Source organism: Promicromonospora sp. NPDC057488 (assembly GCF_042802395.1).
GTDB lineage: Bacteria > Actinomycetota > Actinomycetes > Actinomycetales > Cellulomonadaceae > Promicromonospora.
The window spans coordinates 1-24,871 of sequence record NZ_JBHVEG010000023.1; the positions used below are offsets into that span (position 1 = coordinate 1).

General features: G+C 71.3%; 22 protein-coding genes. 7 read left to right on the top strand and 15 right to left on the bottom strand.

Annotated elements, in window-relative coordinates; genetic code table 11:
* Positions 1–112 precede the first annotated feature (112 nt).
* Entirely contained in the window at positions 113–1,552 is a 1,440-nt protein-coding gene (locus ACFU5G_RS07095) for an alpha-amylase family protein (RefSeq protein WP_377242178.1), read from the top strand.
* 73 nt (positions 1,553–1,625) lie between these two features.
* Here ACFU5G_RS07095 and ACFU5G_RS07100 read toward each other — a convergent pair whose 3' ends face one another.
* On the bottom strand, positions 1,626–4,025 hold the full coding sequence (locus ACFU5G_RS07100) for an esterase-like activity of phytase family protein (RefSeq protein ID WP_377242180.1): 2,400 nt from the start codon (positions 4,023–4,025) through the stop codon (positions 1,626–1,628).
* 127 nt (positions 4,026–4,152) lie between these two features.
* Here ACFU5G_RS07100 and ACFU5G_RS07105 point away from each other — a divergent pair, with 127 nt between their 5' ends.
* Both ACFU5G_RS07105 and ACFU5G_RS07110 read left to right on the top strand, forming a co-directional pair.
* Positions 4,153–5,454: an MFS transporter gene (locus ACFU5G_RS07105; protein WP_377242182.1), complete on the top strand. Its 1,302-nt coding sequence runs from the start codon at positions 4,153–4,155 to the stop codon at positions 5,452–5,454.
* A gap of 105 nt (positions 5,455–5,559) precedes the next feature.
* A complete protein-coding gene (locus ACFU5G_RS07110; RefSeq protein ID WP_377242184.1) occupies positions 5,560–5,964 on the top strand; it encodes a hypothetical protein in 405 nt (134 codons plus the stop codon).
* An 8-nt stretch (positions 5,965–5,972) separates the two neighbouring features.
* On the opposite strand, the gene ACFU5G_RS07115 is transcribed toward ACFU5G_RS07110, so the two are convergent.
* Positions 5,973–6,782 carry a hypothetical protein gene (locus ACFU5G_RS07115; protein WP_377242187.1) on the bottom strand — a complete coding sequence of 270 codons (810 nt, stop codon included), beginning with the start codon at positions 6,780–6,782 and terminating at the stop codon, positions 5,973–5,975.
* 98 nt (positions 6,783–6,880) lie between these two features.
* Here ACFU5G_RS07115 and ACFU5G_RS07120 point away from each other — a divergent pair, with 98 nt between their 5' ends.
* Positions 6,881–10,159, top strand: coding sequence for an SNF2-related protein (locus ACFU5G_RS07120; protein WP_377242189.1), 3,279 nt, complete (start codon positions 6,881–6,883; stop codon positions 10,157–10,159).
* 34 nt (positions 10,160–10,193) lie between these two features.
* Positions 10,194–10,964 (top strand): response regulator, encoded by a 771-nt coding sequence (locus ACFU5G_RS07125; protein ID WP_377242192.1) that lies wholly within the window; start codon positions 10,194–10,196, stop codon positions 10,962–10,964.
* Between the two features lie 2 nt (positions 10,965–10,966).
* On the opposite strand, the gene ACFU5G_RS07130 is transcribed toward ACFU5G_RS07125, so the two are convergent.
* From ACFU5G_RS07130 to ACFU5G_RS07150, 5 genes are all read right to left on the bottom strand, one after another.
* Positions 10,967–11,383 (bottom strand): hypothetical protein, encoded by a 417-nt coding sequence (locus ACFU5G_RS07130; RefSeq protein ID WP_377242194.1) that lies wholly within the window; start codon positions 11,381–11,383, stop codon positions 10,967–10,969.
* A 73-nt stretch (positions 11,384–11,456) separates the two neighbouring features.
* A complete protein-coding gene (locus ACFU5G_RS07135; RefSeq protein WP_377242196.1) occupies positions 11,457–12,461 on the bottom strand; it encodes an aldo/keto reductase in 1,005 nt (334 codons plus the stop codon).
* On the bottom strand, positions 12,451–12,891 hold the full coding sequence (locus tag ACFU5G_RS07140) for a MerR family transcriptional regulator (RefSeq protein ID WP_377242198.1): 441 nt from the start codon (positions 12,889–12,891) through the stop codon (positions 12,451–12,453). The genes ACFU5G_RS07135 and ACFU5G_RS07140 overlap by 11 nt, the downstream gene beginning before the upstream one ends.
* A 113-nt stretch (positions 12,892–13,004) precedes the next feature.
* Positions 13,005–13,991, bottom strand: a complete 987-nt coding sequence (locus ACFU5G_RS07145) for a hypothetical protein (protein ID WP_377242200.1) — start codon at positions 13,989–13,991, stop codon at positions 13,005–13,007.
* On the bottom strand, positions 13,985–14,695 hold the full coding sequence (locus ACFU5G_RS07150; RefSeq protein WP_377242202.1) for a hypothetical protein: 711 nt from the start codon (positions 14,693–14,695) through the stop codon (positions 13,985–13,987). Before ACFU5G_RS07150 ends, ACFU5G_RS07145 begins: the two co-directional genes overlap by 7 nt.
* A gap of 243 nt (positions 14,696–14,938) precedes the next feature.
* Between ACFU5G_RS07150 and ACFU5G_RS07155 the strand changes: the two genes are divergently transcribed.
* The gene (locus ACFU5G_RS07155) at positions 14,939–15,457 is read left to right on the top strand and encodes a PDDEXK nuclease domain-containing protein (protein ID WP_377242204.1); all 519 of its coding nucleotides are present in this window, start codon (positions 14,939–14,941) and stop codon (positions 15,455–15,457) included.
* A 16-nt stretch (positions 15,458–15,473) separates the two neighbouring features.
* On the opposite strand, the gene ACFU5G_RS07160 is transcribed toward ACFU5G_RS07155, so the two are convergent.
* Positions 15,474–16,376, bottom strand: a complete 903-nt coding sequence (locus ACFU5G_RS07160) for a PKD domain-containing protein (RefSeq protein ID WP_377242206.1) — start codon at positions 16,374–16,376, stop codon at positions 15,474–15,476.
* Positions 16,373–16,960, bottom strand: a complete 588-nt coding sequence (locus tag ACFU5G_RS07165; protein ID WP_377242208.1) for a DUF6318 family protein — start codon at positions 16,958–16,960, stop codon at positions 16,373–16,375. Before ACFU5G_RS07165 ends, ACFU5G_RS07160 begins: the two co-directional genes overlap by 4 nt.
* A 285-nt stretch (positions 16,961–17,245) precedes the next feature.
* Here ACFU5G_RS07165 and ACFU5G_RS07170 point away from each other — a divergent pair, with 285 nt between their 5' ends.
* A complete protein-coding gene (locus ACFU5G_RS07170; protein ID WP_377242210.1) occupies positions 17,246–17,452 on the top strand; it encodes a hypothetical protein in 207 nt (68 codons plus the stop codon).
* Between the two features lie 108 nt (positions 17,453–17,560).
* On the opposite strand, the gene ACFU5G_RS07175 is transcribed toward ACFU5G_RS07170, so the two are convergent.
* The 6 genes from ACFU5G_RS07175 to ACFU5G_RS07200 form a co-directional block, all read right to left on the bottom strand.
* Entirely contained in the window at positions 17,561–22,288 is a 4,728-nt protein-coding gene (locus ACFU5G_RS07175; protein ID WP_377242212.1) for a LysM peptidoglycan-binding domain-containing protein, read from the bottom strand.
* A complete protein-coding gene (locus ACFU5G_RS07180) occupies positions 22,288–22,680 on the bottom strand; it encodes a pilus assembly protein TadG-related protein (protein ID WP_026366037.1) in 393 nt (130 codons plus the stop codon). The genes ACFU5G_RS07175 and ACFU5G_RS07180 overlap by 1 nt, the downstream gene beginning before the upstream one ends.
* Positions 22,681–22,766: 86 nt before the next feature.
* Positions 22,767–23,192: a TadE/TadG family type IV pilus assembly protein gene (locus tag ACFU5G_RS07185; protein ID WP_377242214.1), complete on the bottom strand. Its 426-nt coding sequence runs from the start codon at positions 23,190–23,192 to the stop codon at positions 22,767–22,769.
* Positions 23,189–23,569 carry a TadE family protein gene (locus ACFU5G_RS07190; RefSeq protein ID WP_377242216.1) on the bottom strand — a complete coding sequence of 127 codons (381 nt, stop codon included), beginning with the start codon at positions 23,567–23,569 and terminating at the stop codon, positions 23,189–23,191. Before ACFU5G_RS07190 ends, ACFU5G_RS07185 begins: the two co-directional genes overlap by 4 nt.
* 11 nt (positions 23,570–23,580) lie before the next feature.
* Entirely contained in the window at positions 23,581–23,865 is a 285-nt protein-coding gene (locus ACFU5G_RS07195) for a hypothetical protein (protein ID WP_377242218.1), read from the bottom strand.
* 85 nt (positions 23,866–23,950) lie between these two features.
* Positions 23,951–24,871 carry a hypothetical protein gene (locus ACFU5G_RS07200; protein WP_377242220.1) on the bottom strand — a complete coding sequence of 307 codons (921 nt, stop codon included), beginning with the start codon at positions 24,869–24,871 and terminating at the stop codon, positions 23,951–23,953.

Sequence of the window (24,871 nt, forward strand, 5' to 3'; positions counted from 1 at the left end):
ACCCGGGCCTCTGGCGTGTCGTCGTACGTTTCTGCAAGGCTTGCAGCAAAATCCGGAAACGGCCGTGCAACGCCGCACTGCCTCAGCCGGGACGACGCCGCAAGGAGCCGCCATGACGCGCCATCCGAACGTGCCCCGACGCCTGCTAGCCACCCTGACGACGTTCGCCACCGCACTGACGCTGGGCCTGGTCGCGAGCGCCGCCTCGCCCGCCGGCGAGCCGGCTCGGGCAGCGACCCCGGAGCACGGCGACGGGGACGTCATCCTGAACATGTTCCAGTGGACCTGGGACTCCGTCGCCGCGGAGTGCGCCGACGTCGTCGGGCCCGCCGGGTTCGGCTACGTGCAGGTCTCCCCGCCGATGGAGCACATCCGCGGCTCGCAGTGGTGGACGTCGTACCAGCCCGTGAGCTACCGGATCGAGTCCAAGCTGGGCACCCGGGCCGAGTTCGCGAACATGGTCGCCACCTGCGACGCCGCCGGGGTGGGCGTGATCGCCGACGCCGTCGTGAACCACATGGCGGGCGCCGGCCAGTCCGGGACGGGCGTGGCCGGCACGCAGTTCTCGGACGACAGCTTCGCCGGGACGTACGGCGCCGCGGACTTCAACGACTGCCGCAGCAACATCTCGGACTACGGCGACCGCTACCAGGTGCAGAACTGCCGCCTGGTCTCCCTCCAGGACCTGCGCACCGGCTCGGACTACGTGCGCGGCCGGCTCGCCGCGTACTTCGACGACCTGGTGTCCCTCGGCGTCGACGGGTTCCGGATCGACGCCGCGAAGCACATCCCGGCGTCCGACCTCGAGGCGATCAAGGCGCGGATGGGCAACCCGAACGTGTTCTGGGTGCACGAGGTGATCGGCGGCGCCGGCGAGCCGATCCAGCCGTCCGAGTACCTGGGCAGCGGAGATTCACACGAGTTCAACTACGCCCGCCAGCTCAGGTCGGACTTCGACGGGCAGATCAAGAACCTGCGGTTCATCGGCGACGGCAAGCTGCCGTACGACCGGGCGGGTGTGTTCGTGGACAACCACGACACGGAGCGCAACGGCGAGTCGATGAACTACAAGTGGGGCGCCAAGTACGTCCTGGCCAACACGTTCCTGCTGTCGTGGCCGTACGGCTCGCCCAGCGTGTACTCGGGCTACGAGTTCTCGAACAACGACGCCGGAGCGCCGGGCGCCACGGAGACCACGGTCCCGGACGCCACCTGCGGCACGGGCAGGTGGACCTGCACGCAGCGCTGGACCGAGATCCGCGGCATGGTCGGCTTCCACAACGAGGTGGCCGGCACCGAGGTCACCAACTGGTGGGACGACGGCGGCAACCTGGTGTCCTACGGCCGCGGCGCCAAGGGCTACGTGGTGCTGAACAACACCGCCTCGGCCGTGCAGCGCTCGTTCCAGACGTCGCTCCCGGCGGGCACGTACTGCGACGTCGTCGCGGCCGCGGACTGCTCGGTGAAGCGGACCGTCGACTCGGGCGGCTGGTTCACGGCCTCGGTCCCGGCGTACGGGGCGCTGGCGATCCACGTGGGCGCGCGGGGCTGATCCATGGTTGCCGGTGGTCGAGCTTGTCGAGACCTCACCAGGTCTCGACAAGCTCGACCACCGGGGGCAGCACTCAGCGGAAGATCTTGCGGGCGCTGCCCAGGTCCAGGAACACCGTCTCGCCGGTCGCGTCCTGCACGCCGTCGTTGTCGGTGATCGCGTACACCCGGCCGTCGCCGCCGATCGTGAGGCCCTCGAGCTTCTCCTGCGTCCAGCCGTTGGTGGCGCGGAGCGCGGGCAGCACGTCGATCGCGAGCTTCTTGCGCAGCACCGGGACGGTGCCCGGCCGCGGGTCGCGCTTCGGCAGGTCCACCGTGTACACGGCCTTGAGCTTCGCGGCGGGCCCGTTGAGCTTGTCGCGCTCGATCACGGCGAGGGTGTCGCGGTCCACGACGGTGATCTCGGACAGGCCCACCCAATCGCCGTCGGCGGACGGCTCGGACAGCTCGTAGCCGAACCAGGTCCACTCCCCCGTCGCGACGTCGTAGCGGCCGATACGGGCGTAGCCGCCCACGCCGTCGTCGCTGGTCAGGCCCCGCTGGAGCGCGACGAACAGGTGCTCGCCGTCGCGGTCGACGGTGCCGGTCACGCCCTCGACGCCCCACTTCCCGAGGCCTGCGGCGACGTCGTCGGGCAGGCTGACGCGCTCCTGGACGCGGCCCGACGCCGAGACGCGCACCAGGGCGTTCTCCGGACCGGTCGCGCCCTCGACGCCGAGCCAGAACCCGCCCGCCTTGCCGTGGACCGAGGGCCGCGCCCAGATGCCCTCGGCGTCCAGGCCGACCGGCTCGCCGTTCTCCGTGACGACGATCTCGCGGTCGATCACCGCGGGGCCGTTCTTGCTGCCGCGCTGGCCGGCGGTCGAGACGGAGAGGATCGACGTCGGCGACTTCGCGGCGTCGGTCACGGTCCACAGGCGGTCACGCTTGGCGGGATCCGCCGAGAGCGCGCCGAGCGCGGTCCAGCCGATCGGCTTCTTCGTGCCCTGCGACGTCTTCGCGTCGGCGGAGACGATGGACGGGAAGTCCGGTGTGCCGGCAACGCGGGCGTAGCGCTGCCCCTTGCCGAACACCGAGACCGACGCTCGGACGCCGTCCTCGGCCGCGTCCTCCTCGGAGGAGACGACGAGCAGGTTCCGCGACGGGACCGGCAGGATCCCCTCCGGGCCGTTCGTCGTGGCCAGCACCTGCACGAACCGCGGCTTCGCCGGGCGCGAGACGTCGTAGACGGCCACGAAGTTGGAGCGCTCGGAGCCGACGAACGCGTAGCGGACACCGTCGAGGGTCGCGACCGCGAGGCCCTCCATCTCCACGCCCTTCTTGCCGGCGCGGTCCTCGTTGTGCAGGCCGACCCGGACCGCGAGCTCCTCGACCGAGGAGCCCGCGTCCCACACGACGTCGCCGGTCGCGGCCTCGAAGACCGTCCAGCCGCGCGTGCCGCCCTTCCAGTCGCCCTCGTTCGCCGTGGCGACGTGCTCGTCGTCGATCCAGCCGATCGCGTCCGGCTCGCGCGGGGCGGCCTCGACGGAGCCGGTCTGGTCGATCGCGCCGTCGTCCTCGGTGTCCACGCCCTCCAGCGCGACGGAGCCTGCGGAGAACACGTTCTCGAGCTCGCCGGAGACGACGTCGAGCACGGCGACACCGTTGTTCTCCTGCAGCGTCACCGCGACCTTGGTGTCGGACGGGTTGATCGAGACGTACTCGGGCTCCGGGTCCTGCGGGGTGTCCAGGCCGGCCGCCGCGAGCGCCGCCTCGTCGAGCGCGACGGGGCGCACCTGCCAGGCCGCCGGGTCGGTGCCGGGGAGGTCGACGAACTGCAGGAACCCGGCGGGCGCCTGCGGGAGGTCGCCCTCCTCGCCCTCGCCCGTGTCGGGCAGCACGTCCTCGTCGCGCTGGTTCTCCATCGCGATGACGGCGTGGGCGCCGTCGTGCGTGACGGCGATCGAGTCGGGCTGCCCGCCCAGGTCGATCGAGCGCACGAGGGTGCGGGTCGCGAGGTCGACGACGTCGAGGCGGCCGGAGGGCGCGGTGAACGACGTCGAGCTGTCGACCACGACGAGCACGTATTCCCCGACGACGGCGACCGACGTCGGCTCGTCGTGTTCCGAGCCGAGCTCGGCGAGCGACAGCGTGCCCAGCCCCTTGGGCTCGGCCGGGTCGCTGATGTCGACGAAGCCGATGCGCCGCGCGGCGGCGTCGGTGTGGACGAGGGTCCGGCCGTCCTCGCTGACCGCGGAGATCTCGGCGACGGTCGCGTCGGCGGGGTCGGTGCCCGCCGGGACGTTCTCGAAGACGGGGTAGGTGGCGAGGCGGTGGAACGTCTCGCGTGCGCTGGTCCCGCCGAACGATCCGGTAGATCCGGTGGATCCGGTCGGGGCGTGGTGGCCGGCGGCGATCGCCGGGAGCGTGCTCAGGCCGAGCGCGAGAACCGCGCCGGAAGCGATGAAGGCCGCATGGCGGCGGTGAGGAGACACGCTCGGCACCGTCGCGCGATCCGGTGTCGGTGGGCGGACCGTGGGCTGGCCCGGGGGTGTCGCGCAGGTGAACTTCCGGGCGCTCATGCCCGGGTGGCGAGCGACGTGCGCGGCTAGGCTCGACGGCGTGACCGTCCTTGCCGAGCTACGCGCTCTGCTGCGCCTTCCCGGGTTCCGGAAGCTGTTCGCGGTGCGGCTCGTGTCCCAGGCGGGCGACGGCATGTTCCAGGTGGGCCTCGCCAACCTGTTGTTCTTCAGTCCGGAGTCGCAGGGGTCGGCGTCCGCGATCGCCGGCGCGTTCGCGCTGATGCTGGCGCCGTTCACCGTGGTGGGCCCGTTCGCCGGCGTGTTCCTGGACCGGTGGCAGCGGCGTCAGGTGCTGGTGTACGGCAACGCGGTGCGCGTGCTGATCACCGGCACGATGGCGGTGCTCATGCTCGCGCAGGGCGTCACGCCCGCGATCTATGTGCTGGGCCTCGCGGCCCTGAGCGTCAACCGCTTCCTGCTCGCCGGCCTCTCGGCGGGCCTGCCGCGTGTGGTCCAGGGCGACCTGCTGCTCACGGCCAACGCGCTCACTCCGACGCTCGGCGCGGGCGCGGCGTTCCTCGGGGGCGGCCTGAGCTTCGTGCTGAGCCTCGCGATGCCGTCGGGCCGGGTCCACGACGCCACGGCGCTGGCCTGCGCGAGCGTCGTGATGGGCTGCGCCTCGCTGCTGGGGCTGCGGATGTCGCGCACGCTGCTGGGTCCGGCCGAGCCCGCCGTCGGCTCCATCCGCAACGAGCTGGTGGTGGTCGTCCGTGGCCTGGTGGACGGCGCGCGCTACCTGGCCGCGCGCCGCACGCCTGGCCAGGCACTGCTGGTCATGGCGCTGCACCGCTTCCTGTACGGGGTCGTGTTCATCGCGTCGATCCTGATGTCGCGCAACCTGCTGGCCGATCCGGGCGACCCGACCGCGGGGCTCGCGATGTTCGCCACGGTGATCGCGGCGACCGGAGTGGGCGGCGGGCTCGCGATCCTGCTCACCGCGGTGCTGGCGCGGCGCATGGCCCCGCAGTCCTGGATCGCCGTGATGCTCCTGGTGGCGGGGGTGTCGCAGCTCATCCTCGTGCCCGAGCCCGGCTTCGCCGCCGTGGTCACCGCCGCCGGGCTGCTCGGCCTCGCGGCGCAGGGCGCCAAGATCGCCGTCGACACCATCGTGCAGCGCGACTCCGAGGACGCGTACCGCGGTCGCGCCTTCGCCTTCTACGACGTGCTCTACAACGCCGCGTTCGTCGGCGCGGCGGCCCTCGCGGCCTTCCTCGTGCCGGACGCCGGCTGGTCGCCCGGCCTCTTCGTCGCCCTCTCCCTCGGGTATGTCGTGGCCGCGCTGCTGTTCGGCCTCCGCGGCACTCGCACGGCTGCGCTGGTGCGGCAACCGGTGAGCGGGTGAATTTATGGATGAGGTCCGGTCTTTTGAGGCGAACATGCCTGTTTTGCCGGTCGAACGGTGCAAGGATTGAGACTAGTTACCTACAGGGACTGGAGGCTCCCGTTCATGTCCGACGCACCCGCCGTCACCCCGACGCCAACCTGGGGTGAGGTATTTCCCTGGTTCCGCGAGGTCATGGCCGAAGACGACGCCTGGTACGTCGGTAAGGTCAACAACAAGACCGACGTAGGCGTCGCACGCCTGGCCGACGCCGCAGTGACGCGGCTCAAGCCCCTTCCCGTCGGCCGTCTCTACCCCGCAGTGCGGCGGGTCGAGCGGCTCGACGAACTCACCTGGCCGAAGCACCGCCTGCTCAACGCTCTGCACCGTGGCGGCTGCTTCACCGGGGACGACCTCTCCTACATGGTGATCGCCGAGATGCTCTCCTGGGAGTCGGTCGGCCCGATCATCGTCAAGCAGATCCTCGAGGTCGTGGCGCTGGAGGAGATCCGGGCCAGCTCCGCGAAATAGCAGTTCTCTCAAGCCTCGACGGTGGCCGGATCAGGGGTAACGGCCACCGCAGGGCGCCGGGCCGCGACGACGGCGAACGGCACGACAGTCAGCATCAGCAGCCCCTGCAGGATCTGCGCCACCGCGTACCCAGCGCCGAGTACGCCGAACGAGCCGGCCGCCGCCAGCAGGCCGAGCACCGCGACGATCGCCGCGAGCAGCGCCCCGATCCGCCGCGTCACGGGTGCCGCCCAGCCGCACAGCGCGGCCGCCGCCACGACGAGCAGCCCCAGCGCCGCGCTCAGCAGCAGCGATCCGATCATCCCGGTCAGCAGGCCCCCGAACGACAGCATCGAGACGACCGGGAGCAGCACGCTCGTCCACAGGGTGTGGATGACCGCCCCGACCAGGACGACGACCACGCCGGCCCGCCGCGCCGTCCGGGGATCGCGCAGCAGCAGCGCGAGCAATACGCCGGTCGCCACGACCGCCAGCACGAAGATCTCGGCCAAGGTGCCCAGGAGCAGGTCGGGCCGGGCGCCGAGCGCGAGCTGCACCACCGCCGTGCCGGCCTGGACCAGCAGGTGCGCGCCGACCACCACGACCGCGGCGATCAGGAGCCGCCGGGCCCGGAGCGCCGCCGCTCCCAGCGCGAGCAGCACGGTCCCGGCCGTCGCCGCGTTCTCCACCACGTAGATCACATTGTTCGTGGTGAACCCCAGGTCGAAGCCGTCACGGGGAAGGAGCAGACGCTGCGGCACCGCCGTCCACGCCGCGAGGGCGAGGGCGATGATGCTGAGCGCGGCGGGCCGGCGGCCGGCGTCGGGCAACGGGTTCATGCGGACACCCTCCCAGAGACCACTGACACTCCGTGTGATGCGCGGCACGCTGTGGATAACTCGGCGGTGCGGGCCGGACGGCGTGGAACCATGGATGGGTGCCCCCGCCGATCCCCGCCCCGCGCATCCACCCCGCGGCCATCAAGCTGCTGGTGGGCAGCGGCGCGTACCAGCGCGGTGAGGAGTACCAGCAGCAAGGCCGGGTCATCTCGTGGGAGTGGCTGCCGGCCGAGATGCTGCTCATCTCGTGGGTGCGCGGCAGCGGCCGCAGCACCTACTCGTGCTCCATCGAGTTCCAGGAGGACCCGCCCGGGCCGCCCGTCGTCGTCGGCTCGGACTGCACCTGCCCGGTCAGGTCCGCCTGCAAGCACGTGGCGGCGACGCTGCTGGAGTCCGGGACGGACGGGCTGGCTTCGCTGGTGCGGTCCGCTTCGTCGCTGACCCGCGCGCCGCAGGTGCCGGAGTGGAAGGCGGTCGTCCAGCAGCTCGTGCCCACGGCGCCCGCGGCTCCGCCGGCCGGGCCGGCGCCCGACGAGGCGCCGGAGCTGGCGCTGCAGCTGCGGATCGACGGCGCCGCCGCCGCGAACGACCTGGCCCTGTCGATGCGGCCCGTGCAGCGCAACGACCGGGGCGCGTGGGTGGGCGGCAACGCCTCGTGGAACTACATCCGCAACGGGTTCCTCCGCGGGGTGGACCCCGCGGTCCGGCAGTGGTTCACGACGCTCGACGCCCTGCGCGCCACGAGCCCGCGCGGCTACGGATACCTCAGCACCGGCGACTGGATCAGCCTGGACGACGTGCTCGCCCGCCCCTTCTGGCACCACCTCGCCGACGCCGCGGAGCTCGGGATCGAGCTGGTCGGCAAGTCCCGGCGGGAGTCGGTGCGGCTCGCCCACGAGGCGTCGGTCTCGCTCGACCTCTCCCTGCCCGACGGCGGCGCGCGCCTGGAGCGGACCGTCGCCTTCGACGGCGTGGTCACGGCCGCGACGTCCGTCGGACCGCTCGGCGACCACGGCCTGTTCGCGATCGAGGAGTCGTCCCAGGGCCGCACCATCACCCTGGGCCCGACAGCGGCACCGCTCACGGACCAGGAGCGCGCCGCGGTGCACCTGTCCGACGTCGCCATCCCGGCCGACGCGGTCGACGAGTTCCTCGCGGACTACCTGCCGCTCCTGCGCCGCGAGGTCCGGGTCCGCGCGGAGGCCGGCGTCGACCTGCCGGACCTGCCCCGGCCGGAGCTCGTCGCGTCCGTCGAGGCGGTGTCGGCGGCCGAGGTGCACGTGACGTGGCGGTGGGCCTACCCGCCGTCGGACAAGGAGTACCCGCTGACCACGGCGCTGGAGCCGGGCACGGACCTGCGCGACCTCACGGCGGAGACCGCGACCCTGGGCCGCGCCGTGGCCGCGGTGCGCGAGCTGCCCGGGTTCGGTCACTTCCGCGTGGCGCCCGAGGTGTACCGCGGGCTGCGGGCGATGGACCTCGTGACGACGGCGCTGCCCGCGCTCCGGGCGCTGCCGGACGTCCGGGTCGAGAGCGACGAGCTGCCGGAGTACCGCGGGCTCGAGGCCACGCCGGTAGTCAGCATGCGCGCCACCGACAGCGGCGACATGGACTGGTTCGAGCTGGGCGTCACCGTGGCGGCCGACGGGCGCGAGATCCCCTTCGGGTCGCTGTTCGACGCGCTGGCCCGCAACCAGAAGCGGTTCATGCTCACCGACGGCACCTGGCTGCGCACGGACCTGCCGGTGTTCGCGGAGCTCCGGGCCCTGATCGAGGAGGCGCAGCGGCTCTCGGACCAGCCGGGCAAGCTGCGGGTCAGCCGCTTCAACGCGAGCCTCTGGGCCGAGCTGGAGGACGTGGCCGACTTCGTCGAGCAGTCCGACCGGTGGCGACACTCGGTGAGCGAGCTGGTCGCGCTCACCGCGGACGGCGCCGAGGGTCCGCAGGCGCTGCCCCCGCCCGTGGGCCTGAAGGCGGAGCTGCGGCCGTACCAGCAGCACGGGTTCGAGTGGCTGACCTTCCTGTGGCGGCACGGCCTCGGCGGGATCCTCGCCGACGACATGGGGCTGGGCAAGACCGTGCAGACCCTGGCCTTCGTGGCCCAGGCCCGTCAGGAGGCGGCCCCGGGCTCGCCGCCGTTCCTCGTGGTCGCGCCCGCCTCGGTGGTGAGCAACTGGGCGGCCGAGGCCGCGCGGTTCACGCCGGACCTGAAGGTGGTGACGCTCCCGACGACGGCTCGCAAGGCCGGGACGTCGGTGGCGGACGTGGCCGCCGGGGCGGACGTCGTCGTCACCTCGTACGCGATCTTCCGGCTGGACTTCGACGCGTTCGCCGACGTCGGGTGGAGCGGGCTGATCCTCGACGAGGCGCAGTTCGCCAAGAACCACCAGACCCGGGCCAACGAGTCGGCCCGCCGGCTGAGGGCGCCGTTCAAGCTGGCCATCACGGGCACGCCCATGGAGAACAACCTCATGGAGCTGTGGGCGATGCTCGCGATCGTGGCGCCGGGGCTGTACGGGTCGGCGACCAGGTTCCGCGAGGACTACGTCAAGCCCGTCGCAGGCGAGGGCGACTCGGGGGCACTCCTGGGCCGGCTCCGCCGCCGGATCAAGCCCCTCATGCTGCGCCGGACCAAGAGCCAGGTGGCGCCCGAGCTGCCCGAGCGGCAGGAGCAGGTGCTCCGCGTGACCCTGGACCCCCGGCACCGCCGGATCTACGACACCCACCTGCAGCGGGAGCGGTCCCGGCTGCTGGGTCTGCTGGACAGCTTCGACGAGAACCGGGTCGCGGTGTTCCGCGCGCTGACCACCCTGCGCCGCATGGCGCTGGACGCGTCCCTGGTGGACGCGGAGTACGAGGGCGTCGCGTCGGCCAAGCTGAACCTGCTCGCCGAGCAGCTGGCCGAGGTCGCCGCCGAGGGACACCGTGCGCTGGTGTTCTCGCAATTCACGTCGTTCCTGGCCAAGGCGGCGGAGGTGTGCCAGGAGCTCGGGATCCCGTACGAGTACCTGGACGGTTCCACGCGGCGCCGGCCGGAGGTGATCGGCCGGTTCAAGGACGGCACGGCGCCGGTGTTCCTGATCAGCCTCAAGGCCGGCGGGTTCGGGCTGAACCTGACCGAGGCGGACTACGTCTACCTGCTCGACCCGTGGTGGAACCCGGCGACGGAGGCGCAGGCGATCGACCGGACGCACCGCATCGGGCAGACGCGGAACGTGATGGTGTTCCGGCTCGTCTCCGAGGACACCATCGAGGACAAGGTGATGGCGCTCAAGGAGCGCAAGGCCCGGCTGTTCGACGCCGTGCTGAGCGACGACGCCGGGGCGTTCGCGGGGTCGCTGGGCGCCGACGACATCCGGAGGCTGCTGGAGGGCTGAGGGCTCGGTTTGCCCGACCTGTACCTTTGCTCCCGTGTCTCCTGTCGCTGACCTGATCGGGGCTGTCGCCAGCCTCCTGTGGCCCCTGCTCGTGATCGTCGTGCTGCTGGTCTTCGGACGGCAGCTCCTGTCGAAGCTGCGAAACTCCGACGACGTCACGCTGGAGATCGGCGGGCAGCGGCTCAACCTCAAGCAGGCGACGGACCAGCAGTCGGACATGATCACGGACCTGCAGCGCGAGGTGGCTTCGCTGCGAAAGCGGCTGGACGACGTCGGGACGGGCACGGCCGGCGGCTGGGCGGACGCCGTGGGGAACGGGTCGGAGGCCAACTGGGGCGAGTCGGAAGCCACGGAGCACCGGGAGGCCGAGCCAGCGGAAGAGCTGATCGACTTCGGTCGGCCGGACACGCAGGACACCCGGCCAGGTCCGGCACCCCACTCGATCCTGTGGGTCGACGACCACCCCGAGAACAACGCGATGCTCGCCGAGTCCTGGCGGCGCGAGGGCGCCGAGGTGGACACGGCGCGCACCACGGACGAGGCGATGAACCTGCTCACCGCGCGACGCTACGGTCTGGTGATCTCGGACATGGGCCGGCACGAGTCCGGCGTCGACGTGCCTGATGCCGGGCTCCGCCTGCTCACGAAGGTCCGCGCGGCGGACGCCCACGTCCCGTTCGTGCTGTACGGGAACGTCGAGCGGGTCTCGGACGTCGCCCGAGCGGCGGGGGCCACCCTCGTCACGGGCTCGACGTTCGAGCTGGTCGACTTCGCGAGCAGCGTGGGGATGTTCCAGGACGCCTGACGTCAGCCCTTGTCCTGGACGGACCGGGTACGCGTCGAGGCGAGCGCCCAGGCGACCAGGACCGGCTGACCCAGCAGGCGCAGCGCCCGCTTCCGGTCCGTGTCCAGGCCGAACGCATCCCGCCGCTCCACCAGCTGAGCGATGTTCCCGGGAAAGACCGCGACGAAGAAAGCGGCGACCAGCGCGCCGAGCCGCCGTCGGGCGGGCTGCTTCCACGTGGCCACGAGCGCGGTACCGAGGCTGATCTCGACGATCCCGGACCCGACCACGACGGTATCCGGGTCAGCCGGGAACCAGGTCGGGACCTGGGCCTGGAACTCCTTGCGAGCATTGGTGAGGTGGCCGATGCCGGCCGTGAGCAGAGCGGCGCCGAGGGCTACCTGGCCGATGCCGCGGAGGACGGAGCTGGTGGATGCCATGGGGTCCATCCTGGACCCCGCGCCTGCCGCACACGATCGGGGGCTCGCCGGCGCAGGATCCGTCGATCCGCCGCTACCGGTCTGCCCCCGCTTCGACCTCGACGTAGTCCCGCGTCCCCACGACGTCCGCGGCCGGCAGCGCCTGAGCCAGCTCGGCCCGCTCTGCTTCCGACAACACCACCTCCACGGCCCGGACGTTCTCGTCGAGCCGGGACCGGCGCCGCATGCCGGGGATCGGCACCACGCCTTCGGCGATGACCCACGCCAGGGCGACCTGTGCAAGGGTCGCGCCGTGCCGGCGAGCGATCTCCGCCACTCGCTCCACAAGCCGGCGGTTGGCGGCGAACGCCTCAGGCTGGAAGCGCGGGAGGGTCCGCCGGGCGTCGTCTGCGTCCAGGTCGTCGAGCGACGTCACGCTGTCGGTGAGCACTCCCCGCCCAAGCGGCGAGAAAGCCACGAGGCCGATGCCGAGCTCGCGCATCGTCGCCAGCTCGTCGTTGTGCAGTACGTCCCGCGCGAAGAGTGAGAACTCAGACTGCACCGCGGCCAGCGGGTGGACGGCGTGCGCACGGCGGATCGTCGCGGCCGAGGCCTCGGACAGACCGATGTGTCGCACCTTTCCCTCGGTGACCAGCTCGGCCATCGCGCCGACGGACTCCTCGATCGGGACGTTCGGGTCCACCCGGTGCAGGTAGTACAGGTCGATGTGGTCCGTGCCGAGGTGCCTCAGGGAACGGTGCGCGGCCTTGCGGATGTACTCCGGCGTGCCGTTGCGGCCGTGGATCGTGCCGTCGTCGTCGGTCTCGGCGGAGGCCTTCGTCGCGAGGACCACCTCGTCCCGCCGTGCGCCGAGCGCACGCCCGATCAGCTTCTCGTTCTCGAAGGGCCCGTAGGCCTCGGCGGTGTCGATGAAGTTCACGCCGACGTCGACGGCGTGCCGCAGCGTCGCGATGGACTCGGCCTCGTCGCTCGCGCCGTAGTAGGCGCTCATCCCCATCGCACCCAGGCCGAGCGGCGGTACGCGCAGCCCGTCTCCGAGCAGTACCGGCTCGAGCCCATGCCTGTGGTCATTCGTCATGGATCGTCTCTTCCTCGCGGGCCACGTATGCGCGATACGCGGCAATCTTCATGTCCAGTGCCGCGAGGTGCTCCCGTGTCCGCTTCAGCTGCGCGACGACGGCTCGCCGATGCTCCTCGAACGCCGCGAGGCGCTCCCGTTCCGTTCCCGGAGTCCGGCTCAGAGCTGCCACGTCACGGACCTGGGCAATCGGCATCCCGGTCTCGCGCAGCATCACCAGACCGGCCAGCCAGTCGAGGTCGTTGCGATGAAAGCGCCGGTGACCGTTGCTGCGGCGCGGAGTCGGGTCGAGCAGCAGTCCCTCGCGTTCGTAGTAGCGCAGGGTCTGCACGCTCAGCCCGACGGCGGCCGCGGCGTCACCGATCGACAGTCCCTCATCGGGGACGTCGACATCGAGCTGCGGGGTCAGGGAGGGCGGCACACGATCCATGACACAACCTATAGCGCGCTATAGGTCAAGCCGCCGCCGGAACCGGGGAACGACCGAGGGGCGGGCCCATTCAGGTCCGCCCCTCGGTCGATCTGTTGATGCACTGCTGCGGTTCAGTCCCGGAGCAGCGCCTGGAGCTCACCGATCCGGATCTGCGAGCTGTTCGGCTGCGACGTGAAGGGGATCTCACCTGTCTGGCCGCCGCTGCTCTGCCACTGCACGACCCAGTAGGCCGTACCCGTCAGGGTCAGGTTGCCCGGGCTGCCGTTGAGGTCGGCACCGAAACCACAGGTGGGCGAAGGCTCGTCGCTGTTGCGGCCGTCGTAGGGCGTGCCCGGCGCGTTGGCTCCGTCGCACGAGATCGCGCCCACCGTGGTGCCGTTCGCTGCGGTCAGGGTCCACTCGACCCGGTCGAGCGTGCCGGTGGCCGTGACGGTCAGGCCACCCCCGCCGGCGGATCGGGTGATCGGACCAGTTGTGTTCTCGGCCCGATTGGCGATCCACAACCAGATGGGAAGGCCGATGGTGCCGACCGGATTCTGGTTGGCGGTTGATGCCGGCGGGGTGGAGCCGATCTGGCCCATGCTGAGGTTCATTGCGGCTACTGCTCGTTGGGCTAGCTCCTCGGCGGACGGACCGACGGGTGCGGGCGCATCTGGGGACCAGTAGAAGGAATGACCGGGACAGTCGGTCAAGTCCCCACCAGCCTGCGCACACGCATAAGGGGTGCATTCGAGGATGTAGCCGTCATCGTTGCCGCGCCACATCGGCTCATCCTTGGATGGCTGCGGGTTGGCAGCACGAACATAGCAACGCCCATTCCAGCTCCCATAGTCCGACGAGCATGGAATCTCCTCGCCCTGCGATCTACAGATGCGGGGACTATTTCCACCGCCGTCGGGATCGCCACCACCCTCGTCATCTCCACCGCCAACCTCGCCTTCACACGGGATGATCACACCATCGGGCAACGTGACCGGAGTGCACTCATCGGCTGTTGCCACCTTCGCCGGGACCGACACGAGGAAGCTCGCGATGACGATGAGGCCAGCAAGGATCCACGGCCGAAACGTTCCAAGGGCACGGACAGAATTCAGCATGCCTGCTCCGGGTGGGGTACCTGCTCATTGACCGTCCAAACGCTGTTTAGGCCTTGGTGCGCCATGACGTAGTCAAAGATGTACCTCTCAGGCGCCCCTGCTTCGCGCTCTACCTCGTCTCCTGACTCAGTGAAGGTCCGCACACTTCGAAAGTCGACGCAAGCCGCCAACGAGACCTCTTCGAAGCCGCCCTCGGCGGAATCGGCATAGTCGGTCACTTTGGAAGACTCGACGGTCGCCGCTCCAGTTGTGTACTGCCCTTGCTGAGCAAGTTCTGAGTAGGAAGCGGCGAGCGGACCCCAGATGTCGGGGTGACCCCAGAACGGATCTAGTTCCTCGTCCCAGTCCTTGTAGCCGTTGTTTGCGACCTGCGCCGTCGTCTCGTAGTACTTCTCGAGACGGGCCTTCGCGTCGGCGATGTTCTGGGCCTTGATCTGCTCAGGCGTCGTCGGCGACGGAGACGGCTGCGCCGACGGAGCAGGGGGCGTCGGGCTCGCGGATACCGACGACGAGGGGGACGATGAGCCCGGGCCGGGGATCGCACCCTGGACTGTCTCGGGCTCGAACACTCCCGACCGCACGACCGCGAACGCGGCCACCGCTATGACTGCGACCCCGATGAGGACGGCGATGGTGCGCTTGGGCGTGATGGCGGACGAGACCATCGGCGACTCCCTCAAATTCGGGCACAACTCAGTGAACACGGCCGTAGCCAAGGGTGCGCTACATCGGTCTTCCCGGCAAGGCGCCTCCGTGATAATTCACAACATCTCGCCAACACGGGGCAAGGCATAGCCATGCGGGCGTCATGCCACGGGCGGGCTGTCATGGCCTGTCCTTGCGATTCGTTGCGTATACGCAACTCGGGTGGCGGATGTTGAAATCCCTCTACAGGCTTGGGTCATGACCCATCTGACAGACACCCAGCGGGCCGGCGAACGATGAACATGTTCCGGCGCACCGAGTCCGGACCCGAAGGGTTCGAGGACGTCATCGACGAGATCACCGAGTCTCTCCGCCGCACCTTCACCGGCATCGTCGTGGACCATCTCGAGGAAGAGCTCGCCGTGCCGGCACGCAATATCTGCGTGGCTGATCGGCATATGGCCCTGATGGAGGACGAGCGGGACTACACCGTCGACCTGCTCCTCTTCCACGTGACTCAGCTGCGCTACATCGCGATCCAGGTACACGTCGGACGCTTCAATCCGGCACTGATCGGTCGCACCCGGTACACGGTCGGGCTGGTCGACGATCTTGTCCGCCTGCCGGAAACCCACAGCGCCACCGTCGGCATCCTGCTCTGTACGGACGCGCCGGCCGACCACATGGCGGGACCCGTTGCCGTCGCTCTCTACGACGACCTCTCCCCCGAGGAAGCGACAGAGCTCCCCCTTCCCCTCGAACTCACCGCACTGATCGACAGCTGTTTCGAGGCCACGGCCGCAAAGCACGCGACCACTTGAGCCCGCGGAAACCGGTTCACCCGCCGTACAGGTCCTCCACCAGGCGGGCTCGTGCTTCCAGGATCTCCAGGCTGTCTGACGCCGACACCGTGGTCGCCTCGCCCGGCACGTCACGCCATGTGGGCTCCCCGGCCAGCCGGAACTGGCCGCCCCAGCTGGTGGTGAGCGAGATGGTTGCTGTGCCCGGCTCCACGTAGCCGTGCGCGATCGTGTGCTCGGGATACGGCGCGCCCGGGTCGGTTGTGCTCAACGGCGGCGTCCCGTCACCGAAGTCCCAGGAATAGTTGCTCGGCACTGCCCGGATCTCCACGGGGATGCCGAACAGTTCGGTGCTGACTGTTCGCGGCTCCCGATCGGTAAAGGCGATCGTGTCGACGTTGACGAGCGTCCAGCCGTCGGGCGGCTGCACGTTCACCTCCGACGGCGCGATCTGCATCTCCTGGAACGCTCGAGCAGCAGCGGCGGGAATGTCGATCTGCCGGCGACGCTCGGCCAGGCAGGACTCGTCCTCGACGAGTTCCGCGCCCGTCCAGCCACCTGATTGCCTGCGCTGCTCGAAAAGCGCGCCGACAGCCTGCTCGTCGTCCTCGCACTCGATGCCTTCGTAGGCCAGCTGATGACCTTCGTCGCAGGACTCCGCAAGAACGGTCGCACCGCCGAGATCACGGAGATAGCACATCGCGGGAGTAACCCGCCACTGACGCACCGGTGCAAGGGACCCAGCGGCGCGCTGCCCCACACTGGGTCTGGATGCACCCGCTGGCTGGGACTTGCGCACAGCATCGATCGAAACCGTCTGCCCTTGGGCTGTGCCACCAAACTGCTCGTATGGATCATCCGCAACGGCAGTTGAAGCGTAGAAAACCCCAAGCCCGACCAATCCCGCGACCAGGCAAATCCGGGTGAGCATGCGCTTCACTGCGTCGGCCTCGATGCGATTTCCGCGACGACCCAATCGCCATCCCTCAGACCGAGTTCGACTCGGTAGGTAGCCCGCTCATCCTCGCCCTCGAAGACCGTCGCACCCCTGGAGTCCGTGATCCGTGCGGCAGCTTGTTCCACCTCGAAATCGAGTGGGTAGAGACCCGTAATCTCGTCTCGCTCGTATGTTTCGCGCAGAACGCTCTTGATCTCCCCGCCCGTCCACGCCTCATTGCGCGATCGGAGTTTCTCAGCCTGCTCAAGCGCGTCCTCGCAGAACCCGCACGCCCTATGCGACATCGCCTCGAACTCCTCGACATCCCCCGTCGCCATCACGTACGGGTAGAGCTCGATGAAGTACTCCGCCGCAGCAGCAGCCCCCTTCGCGTCCTTGCGGTTCATCGCCTCCGGGCGCTCCGGCTTGGCCGGCACCGTCGGGGACGGGCTCGCGGAAACCACAGGAGTCGGGTCTTCAACCGAGGACGCCGACGCCTCGGGTTCCCCCGGCGACCCAGTGCACGCCGACAGCGCCAAGCCGGCCGTCACGATCAGCCCGAACGCGCGCATCACCCTGCCGCTCATCCCCGCACCCCGCCCCTTGGACCACGCCGTTGCGTATCCGCAACGGCCGAGAAAGACGCTAGCCGGGCACCCGCGATCCGGAAAGTGGGCCCTGTGGATAACTCTGAGGACAAACACCGCGGTCGGCATCGAAAAAGAGGGCGATAGGCGATTTGTCGACCTCTTACGGCGTCATAACGTAGTGGCAATGGTGCTCAAGTAGCGGATCGTCGCTTTCCTCTACAGGCTTGTGGTCATGACACCTCAGCAGAAGCGCCCGTCGGCGCGACGTCCGGCGAAACCGGCGTGAACAGGTACACGGTGGTCGCGTACCGCGGCGAGCGCCGCTGGACCCTGCGCGCGGTCGGCGTCCCGGGCGCCGTCGCGCATGCGGTGCTCCTGGACGACGCAGAGGCCGCCATCCGCACCCTGCTGGCGCAGCTCACCGGCGAGGACGCCGACAGCTTCGCCATCGACCTGGCGCCGATCCCCGGGCCGGGCGGGTTCGACTAGGCGGTAGCGCGGTCGGGGCAAAAGGTTGCGGACAGTAGACGTTGTCTACTGTCCGCAACTCACTCCCAGCGGTACACGTTCCCGAGAGGCCGTCCCGGAATGCCGGCCTCAGCCCCCTGCACGCTCCCGACGTCGGTCCTGCTCGTCCACCTGGGCCAGCAGCTCCTCGGTGTCCGGCTCGGGGTCCATGGCGAGCTGCTCCAGGTGGTCGCGCAGCCGGTCGACCAGCCGCCCGACCGCGTCGCGACGCCCGGAGGCGATCTCCGCGCGGATCCCGTTGCGCCACGACCGCTCGTCCACCGGGTCGGCGAGCCGGCCCACCTGGGACGCGTGCCGCGCCATCGCTACGTCGCCCGCCAGGAGCGCACGGCGCGCCACCTCGTGGGACACGTCCACCACGCCCGACGAGATCGTGTGCATGAGCTGCTCGGCCCACGCGTACTTGCGCAGCGGCACGCCCTCGAACGGCTTGCCCCGCACCATGTCGAGCGCGGCGAGCAGGTCCGGCGTCGGCGTCTGCGTGAGGTCCGAACCGACCAGGTCACAGAACTTGTGCCAGTCGGTCGCGACACCGCGCAGGCGGTAGCCGGCCGACTCCAGGTCGGCCTGGCCGCCGTCGTCGGCGGACCAGTAGCGGGGCAGGTACTCGAAGCCGTTCTGGTCGGTGCCCAGCCAGCGTCGCGCACGCGAGACCGCGGACCGCCGCGTCGCCAGGTTCGGCTCGCGCGACGGCCACAGCGCCTTGGAGATGTCCGACCCGCGCGAACCCGGGTTGAACGCCAGGAACGCGATCAGCTCCGTGGCCTGCCGCTGGTGCGTGGAGGGCAGCTCCACGCCCGTGGTCCCGGCGAGCTCCACGTCGCCGAGCACGCGCACGATCGGCGGCTCGACGACGGCAGGCTCCTCCGCCGGTGCCGGTTCGGCAGCCCCGGATGCGGGCCCGCCGACGACGGGCGTCCCCAGCGGCGGAGTCGCCACGCTGACCGCGGCACGCGCCCACGGCGAGAAGCTCTCTGGCTGCGCGCCGTGCGTCGTCGTGCCACCTACCGCGCCCCCGGCGTAAGCGGGCGACGGAGCGAGGCTCGCCGCCTCGCCGACGGCGACGTCGGAATCCGCGGCACCAGCGCGGACAGATTCCACGGGGATCTCCTCGAGCGTCGGTTCGGTGCGGTCGATCGAACGGCTCCACTCGGGGCCGGGTGCGGTCTCGGGTTCGGCCAGGAGGGCCAGGGCCTGCGCGTAGGTCGCGGCGTCGAGCTGCTGCGGACGCACCGCGATGTAGGCCGGCATGAGGATGCCGCGGGTGGTGTCGCCGTTGGTGAGGTCACCGGTCAGGTCGAGCACCCAGTCCCCCACCTCCGCGCTGGACGTCACCGCGGCGATCCCGACGCCGGGCACCCGCTCGACGAGGTTCTCCAGCCGGGCACGGTCGGTCAGGCCGAGCCGCTCGCCGACCAGCAGGATCTCGGGCGTCCAGGCATCGGTCGCCAGCCCACGACCTCGCGCTTCGGCCACGGAAGCCGCTCCGACCTGCGCAAGCGTACGGTCGACGTCGGCTGCGCGCGCCTCGAGCTCGCGCAGGATCTCCGCGAGGCCGGCGACGTGCCGGACGCGGCCGGTGTCGACCACGCCGGGCAGCTCGCCGAGCGTGCCCACGACGGTGACCTGGAGGTCGTCCGCCCACAGGCTCGTGGCCAGCTCGACCGCGAGCGCCGCGAGCGTGGCCTGGGCGGCCGCGTCGGTGCCGCGGATGTCGAGGCAGGCGAGGTTCTCGAGGTCGAGCATGAGGTGCGCGTCCTCGTCGTCGTGCCCGACGGTGACGAGGGCCGGGTACGGCGCCTCGCCGTCCTCGGCCCCTGCGGGGCGTGCCGATCCGACCTGGGCGGCCGCGTCGGCATCGCCCGCCGCGAGCTGCCAGATGAACCGGTCGGTGGTGCTGGCCCAGGGTTCGGGCAGCTCGGAGGCGCGGTCGAGGTACAGCTCGACGAACTCGTTGCTCTTCAGGCGCGCGATGCGGACGCCGGGCAGAGGCAGGCCGCGTTCGCGGTGCCACACCGCGAGGCTGCGCAGCGCGCGGTCCACCTGGTCGCGCCCGAACGGGTCCTCGACGGCGTGCAGGTCGCGCTCGAGCACACCCGCCGGTGTCTCCGGCCCGGGCACGACGACGGTCTCGCCCGGCTCGCGGCCCTTGCGCACCCGGCGCCGCTTGACGGCGACCAGCGCGAGCAGGCCCGCGGCGAGCAGCCCGCCGACGCCGGCCGCGGTGCGGACGCCCACGGACTCCTCGATGTCGTCGGCCAGGTCGGACACGACGTCGGTGGCCGAGTCCAGGAGCGACCCGCCGCCCGCCGCCACGGTGGCCGTCGCGGTCGGCCCGGACGCCATCGTGTCGGACCCCGACTCCGCAGGATCACGCTCCGCGGCGCCGGCCTCGGCCGGCTCCGGCGCCTCGGCGGACGCCGCCACGGGCGGGGACGACTCGACGGCGACCTCGGGAGCGGTCTGCTCCACGACCGGCTCGTCGCCGGCGATCTCCTCGGGCCGCACGTCGTCCGCGCCGGCACCAGCGGAGTCGGCAATTCCGGCGGCACCCGCGCCTCCGACGGACGTCGGCTCCACCTCGGTCTCGGGGACGAGCTCGGCGGGCTCCTCGATCACGCCCTCCAGCTCGTTGCCCGTCACGACGTCGTCGGACGCCGGATCGCTGCCCCAGGTCGTGCCGCTCCCGGACGACGTCTCCTCGGCAGCCGGCTCCTCGCCCGCAGGCTTATCGCCGGCCGGCCGCTCTTCTGCCGACTTCTCGTCGCTCTGCCCCTCGGTGGGCTCCTGCGGCATGAGCTCGTCGGCGATCAGCCCGCTGCCGGGCACCGTCTCGTCGAGCGAGGAACCTCGCGGCGCCGACTGGTCCTGCTCCAGGTCGGGATCGTTCTCGAGATCCTCGGGCGTCACCTCGTCGTACTGGGGCCCGGTCGGCTCCTGCGGTGCGGGCGCCGGCTCCGGGACGAGGTTCCCCTCGGCGGTCTGCTCGGGCCGCGGCTCCTTGTCACCGGAGCCGGATCCGGCGTCGGAACCACCGGGGCGACCGATCCCGGCGGTACCGGTCGCGGCGTCGGCCGGGTCCGGCTTGTCCGCGCCCTCGCGACCAGCATCTTCACGACCGGCGTCGTCACGACCGGAGTTCTCCCGATCCCCGCCGTCCTGCCGCGCATCCTCGCCCCGGGCGGACGTCTCCCTCGGGGCGGCGTTCTGCCCGGAGCGGTTCGGCTCGTCGCCGGCCGGGGCCTGCCCGGCGGGCTGCTCCCGGGCCGGCTGCTCGCCCGCGGGCTGCTCGTCGGTGGGCGTCTGCTCCTCGACGACGTCGTTCCCCGCGCCGCCGGGCTCCTTGATGTCCTCGGGCTCGACGGCGCCCTCGGGCGTCACCTCGGCCGACGGCGCCGCCGGCTCGGGCGCGGGCTCCTTGGCGGGTGCGCGCTGACCGATCCGTGCGGCCCCGGCCGCCTCCGCAGCGGCGTCGTCGCCCGTACCCTCCGCCTCCGGCGTGGCAGCGTCAGAACCAGAATCCGACTGCCCGGCCCCGGCCTCCGCGCCACCCGGCTGCTCGGCGTCCGCCCCGGCTCCCCCGCCCTGCTCCGCGCCCGTATCCGCGGACTCCCCCTCGGACGTCGACTCGTCGGCACCACCCGGCGTCCCCTGCTCGGCGTCGTCGCCGCGCGTGCCCTCGTCCTTGGCTCCCTCGTCCTTGGCACCGTCGCCCCGCGCGGGCTCCGCACCCGGGACCGTCACCGTCCAGCCCGGAAGAATGAGGTCTGGGTCGGTGAGCCGCGCCCCGCCCGGCTGCTCCGTGGCGCGCGACGCCTCGAACACCTCCGGGTACTTGGTGCCGTCGCCGAGCTCCTCCTCGGCGATCCCCCACAGGGTGTCACCCGACTCCACGACGACCTCGGCGGTTCCCGACCGGGAGTTGGTCACGTCCACGGTCTCGCCCGCGTCGTCGTCGCCCTTCGACGGGCCGAGACCCACGGGCTCGTCGCCGTCGGTCCCGGTCGTGCTGGTCGGGACGACGGCGCCGTCCGCCGCCTCCGCGGGCAGGCGCAGCACCCAGCCGGGCTCGATCCAGTTGCCGGCGTCGAGCGCGCTCCCGTCGGCCTGCGGCACGCCGTAGTTCAGGTCGGCGATCTGCTTGAACCGCGCGCCGTCGCCCAGGGTCTGCTCGGCGATCCGCCACAGCGAGTCGCCCGGCTGCACCGTGTAGGTGGGCGCCGGCGCCTCGTCGGCCGCTGCCCTCCGCTCGGTCGCGCCGGTGGCGGCACCGGTGGCCCCGCCCGCGAGCGTCGCCGTCTCCGACGAGACCGGCGCGGTAGCCACCGTCCCGGTCTCGCCCAGCTCGACCGGTACGGGCGCGGCCATCGCGGGCGACACCGAGGGGGCCGCGACGAGCATCGTGATCACGGCGCCGACCAGCACCGCCGCGGCACGCTGCTGGGCACCGAGCCCGCGCACGTGCGGCGAACGGTGTCCGCGGAGCGCGGCGACCACCTCGATGACGACGGCGATCGCGAACGTCAGCCACGCGATCCAGCCGACGATCTTGATCAGGCCGATCAGCACCGACCCGGTGACGTCGGGGCTGCTGAGCAGCGAGACGACGCGGTCGAGGCTGACCGGTCCGGTCCAGATCGGTCCGCCGAGCAGCCACAGGCCCACCGGGATCCCGACGACGAGCGCCAGCAACAGCAGCGTCGCGCCCAGCCCCCTCACCACGCGCGCGCCGGTGCCCCCTCGCGGTGCGCCGGGCTCACCGGTCACCGCACGACCCTGGGCTGTCGAGGTGCTCATCAGGATTCCTCCTGTCCTATCCCGCGGACCGCCCGCGCCTCGGCATCGGCCGAGACGCTGAGCGAGCTGATTCCGATCAACGTCAGGAACGTCGTCTTGTAGGTGACCTGAGTGCCCACGCTGACGGTGGCGCCGTTGACGGCGGTCACCCCGCCCTGCACTCCCAGCGCGCCGAGCGTGTCGGCGGCAGCCTGTGTCGCGCGCGCGGGATCCACCTCGGGAGGTAGTCCCAGCTGCGCCCGGTCGATCCGGATCTGCTGTGCGGCGGCCCGCGCCGCCTGGTCAGCGGCGTACTCGGCCTCGTCCTCGGCGTGCAGTCGCCCGCCGCCGTCGACCACCAGGCCGATCGCGATGATGAGTGCAGGCACCATGCCGGCCGCGAGGATGTTCACCTCGCCCCGCTGGCGCGCCGCTCGCGCTCCCCCCGGCGTCGCCGCCGTCCGCCCACGCCGCAACCACATCCGCCCAGCCCCCTTGGTCATGACCGCCCCCGGTAGGCGTCGAGCACCGACGTCCCCGTCGCACTGATCGTCCGCGATCCGGGCGCGCCCGGCAGCCCGAGATCCCGCAGCGGCACCACGCACTCGACCCGCACCGTGATGGTGCCGACGGTCCCGAGCGGCAGCGCGAACGCGTCCGTGGTCGGCCGCACCGACGTCGACGAGCACCGCACCCCGGAGTTCACCAGCGTGGAGGTCGCCGTCGACGTCGCCTGGATCCCGGCCATGCTCGCCGTCCGGCTGATCGACGCCGACCGCGCGGCCTCGTTCGCCGCCGACTGCACCACGCCCTCGGCCAGCACCAGCCGGCCGGCCATGATGAGCAGCAGCCCGATCAGGAGCAGCACGGGAAAGATGACGGCCGTGTTGATCGCCACGTTGCCGCGCTCGTCGGCGGCGCTCACGGCCCGACCACCGGCGCCGTGAACCGCTCCACCGGACCGGTCGCCGACTGCTCCACCCGCAACCCGCGGAACCCCGGGACGATCGACGGCGCCAACCCGGTCACCGTCGCGGTGGCCATCTCCTCGCCGCGCGTCACCGAGACCCGGACCGAGGCGAACGCGTCGCCCCCGCGGGCCAGCCGCGAGGCCGCCTCCGCGTAGCCTGAGTCGATGCTGCCGCCCTCCACGCGCGCGGCCTGCACGGCCCCGTTGGCCACGGACTGTGCCGTGTTCTGCGCGTGGAAGTAGAGCACGCCCTGCACCATCCCGAAGATGAGCATCAGCACGATCGGGTAGGTGATGACGGTCTGCAACGAGGCGGCACCGCGCTCATTCATGGACTACATCCCTAGAGCTGCGACATGTAGCGGTCGACGAGGCCCTTGATCGCGGCGCCGAGGGCGATGGCGATGCCGAGGCCCACCACGGACAGCACGACGACCTCGATGGACTCCAGCCCGGCATCGTCCGGCTCGCCCGCACGGTCGGCGAGGCGACGGCGCAGCTCTGCCGAACGTTCGGCGAAGCGCGTGTTCAGGGCGTCGACGCGACCGCGCGCCGCGGCCGCACGCAGCGACGCACGTGCGGCGGCGCGCGCCGCCACCGTCCGGCCCTGGCTCAGGTGCTGGTTCATGTTGACTCCTGGGGTGATGTCGACTTCAACAAATGGGTAAGACGCGGCTCGTGTGACACCTCGGCGCCACCGGGGGCGAGCCGATTCACGGAGCAGTCTGAAACATAGTGACCCCGATTGGGAAGATGAGCATCAAAAAGTACACAAATACGGTCATGGTGCCCGGCACCGTCATCCGGACCGTCGCGTCGTGCGCGATCTGCTGCTCGACGTCGAGCTGCGCGTCGCGCATCGCCGCCGCCTTGGACTGCAGCTGGTCGTGGATCGCCGAGCCCTGGGTGCCCGCCAGCTCGACGATCGAGGCGACCTCGCCCAGCGCGTCCACCTCGACCTCCTCGCCGAGCTCGCGCAGCGCCACCCACGGCGCCTGGCCCTCCCACCGGCTCCGTTCGAGCGCCGCGGCGATCCGCCGGAACGGCCACGACCCGGCGACCTGCGCCGCGGCGAACGTGGCCTGCGTGGCGCCCGCGCCGGACACCCGCTCGATCGCGAGCAGCTCGAGGTAGGTCGACACGGCCCGCGTGAACTCCTGCCGGGCCCGCTTGGCCTTGGACCGCGCGTCGAGGTCCGGCAGGAACCAGGCGCCGAGCGCGAACAGCAGGGCGGCCCCGAACGGCACCCCGACCGGCATGCCCAGGTTGAGCAGCCCGACGCACAGCCCGAGGAACGGCACGGCCACCAGCACGATGACCGTGCCGAGTGCCTTCTCGCCGTAGTGGTCGGTGGCGGTCTTGCCGATCAGGTCCAGGTCGGCGCGGGTGGGCCCGCCCCGGCCCAGCAGGGAGAGCGGCAGGCGCCGCTGCGCCCACGCCCCGAACACCTGCGTGTACCGCTTGGTCGCGGTGAGCTCGGTGCCGTCGGAGACCGTGATGGGCTCGACCTTGTCGTCGCCGCTCAGCCGGTCGAGCGCGGACTGGAGCCGCGGCGTCGACGGGAGCAGCTCCCGCACCACGAGGAACAGGCCCAGTCCCGCGACCAGACCGCTGGCGACTGCCCAGGGCCACAT

Bases quoted from the DNA above. Each gene is read 5' to 3' on its own strand.
- ACFU5G_RS07115 (WP_377242187.1), bottom strand. From the start codon at position 6,782: ATGAACCCGTTGCCCGACGCCGGCCGCCGGCCCGCCGCGCTCAGCATC.
- ACFU5G_RS07155 (WP_377242204.1), top strand. From the start codon at position 14,939: ATGTTCCGGCGCACCGAGTCCGGACCCGAAGGGTTCGAGGACGTCATC.
- ACFU5G_RS07195 (WP_377242218.1), bottom strand. From the start codon at position 23,865: ATGAACCAGCACCTGAGCCAGGGCCGGACGGTGGCGGCGCGCGCCGCC.
- ACFU5G_RS07095 (WP_377242178.1), top strand. From the start codon at position 113: ATGACGCGCCATCCGAACGTGCCCCGACGCCTGCTAGCCACCCTGACG.
- ACFU5G_RS07130 (WP_377242194.1), bottom strand. From the start codon at position 11,383: ATGGCATCCACCAGCTCCGTCCTCCGCGGCATCGGCCAGGTAGCCCTC.
- ACFU5G_RS07110 (WP_377242184.1), top strand. From the start codon at position 5,560: ATGTCCGACGCACCCGCCGTCACCCCGACGCCAACCTGGGGTGAGGTA.
- ACFU5G_RS07190 (WP_377242216.1), bottom strand. From the start codon at position 23,569: ATGAATGAGCGCGGTGCCGCCTCGTTGCAGACCGTCATCACCTACCCG.
- ACFU5G_RS07165 (WP_377242208.1), bottom strand. From the start codon at position 16,960: ATGAGCGGCAGGGTGATGCGCGCGTTCGGGCTGATCGTGACGGCCGGC.
- ACFU5G_RS07175 (WP_377242212.1), bottom strand. From the start codon at position 22,288: ATGAGCACCTCGACAGCCCAGGGTCGTGCGGTGACCGGTGAGCCCGGC.
- ACFU5G_RS07135 (WP_377242196.1), bottom strand. From the start codon at position 12,461: ATGACGAATGACCACAGGCATGGGCTCGAGCCGGTACTGCTCGGAGAC.
- ACFU5G_RS07200 (WP_377242220.1), bottom strand. From the start codon at position 24,871: ATGTGGCCCTGGGCAGTCGCCAGCGGTCTGGTCGCGGGACTGGGCCTG.
- ACFU5G_RS07145 (WP_377242200.1), bottom strand. From the start codon at position 13,991: ATGCTGAATTCTGTCCGTGCCCTTGGAACGTTTCGGCCGTGGATCCTT.
- ACFU5G_RS07140 (WP_377242198.1), bottom strand. From the start codon at position 12,891: ATGGATCGTGTGCCGCCCTCCCTGACCCCGCAGCTCGATGTCGACGTC.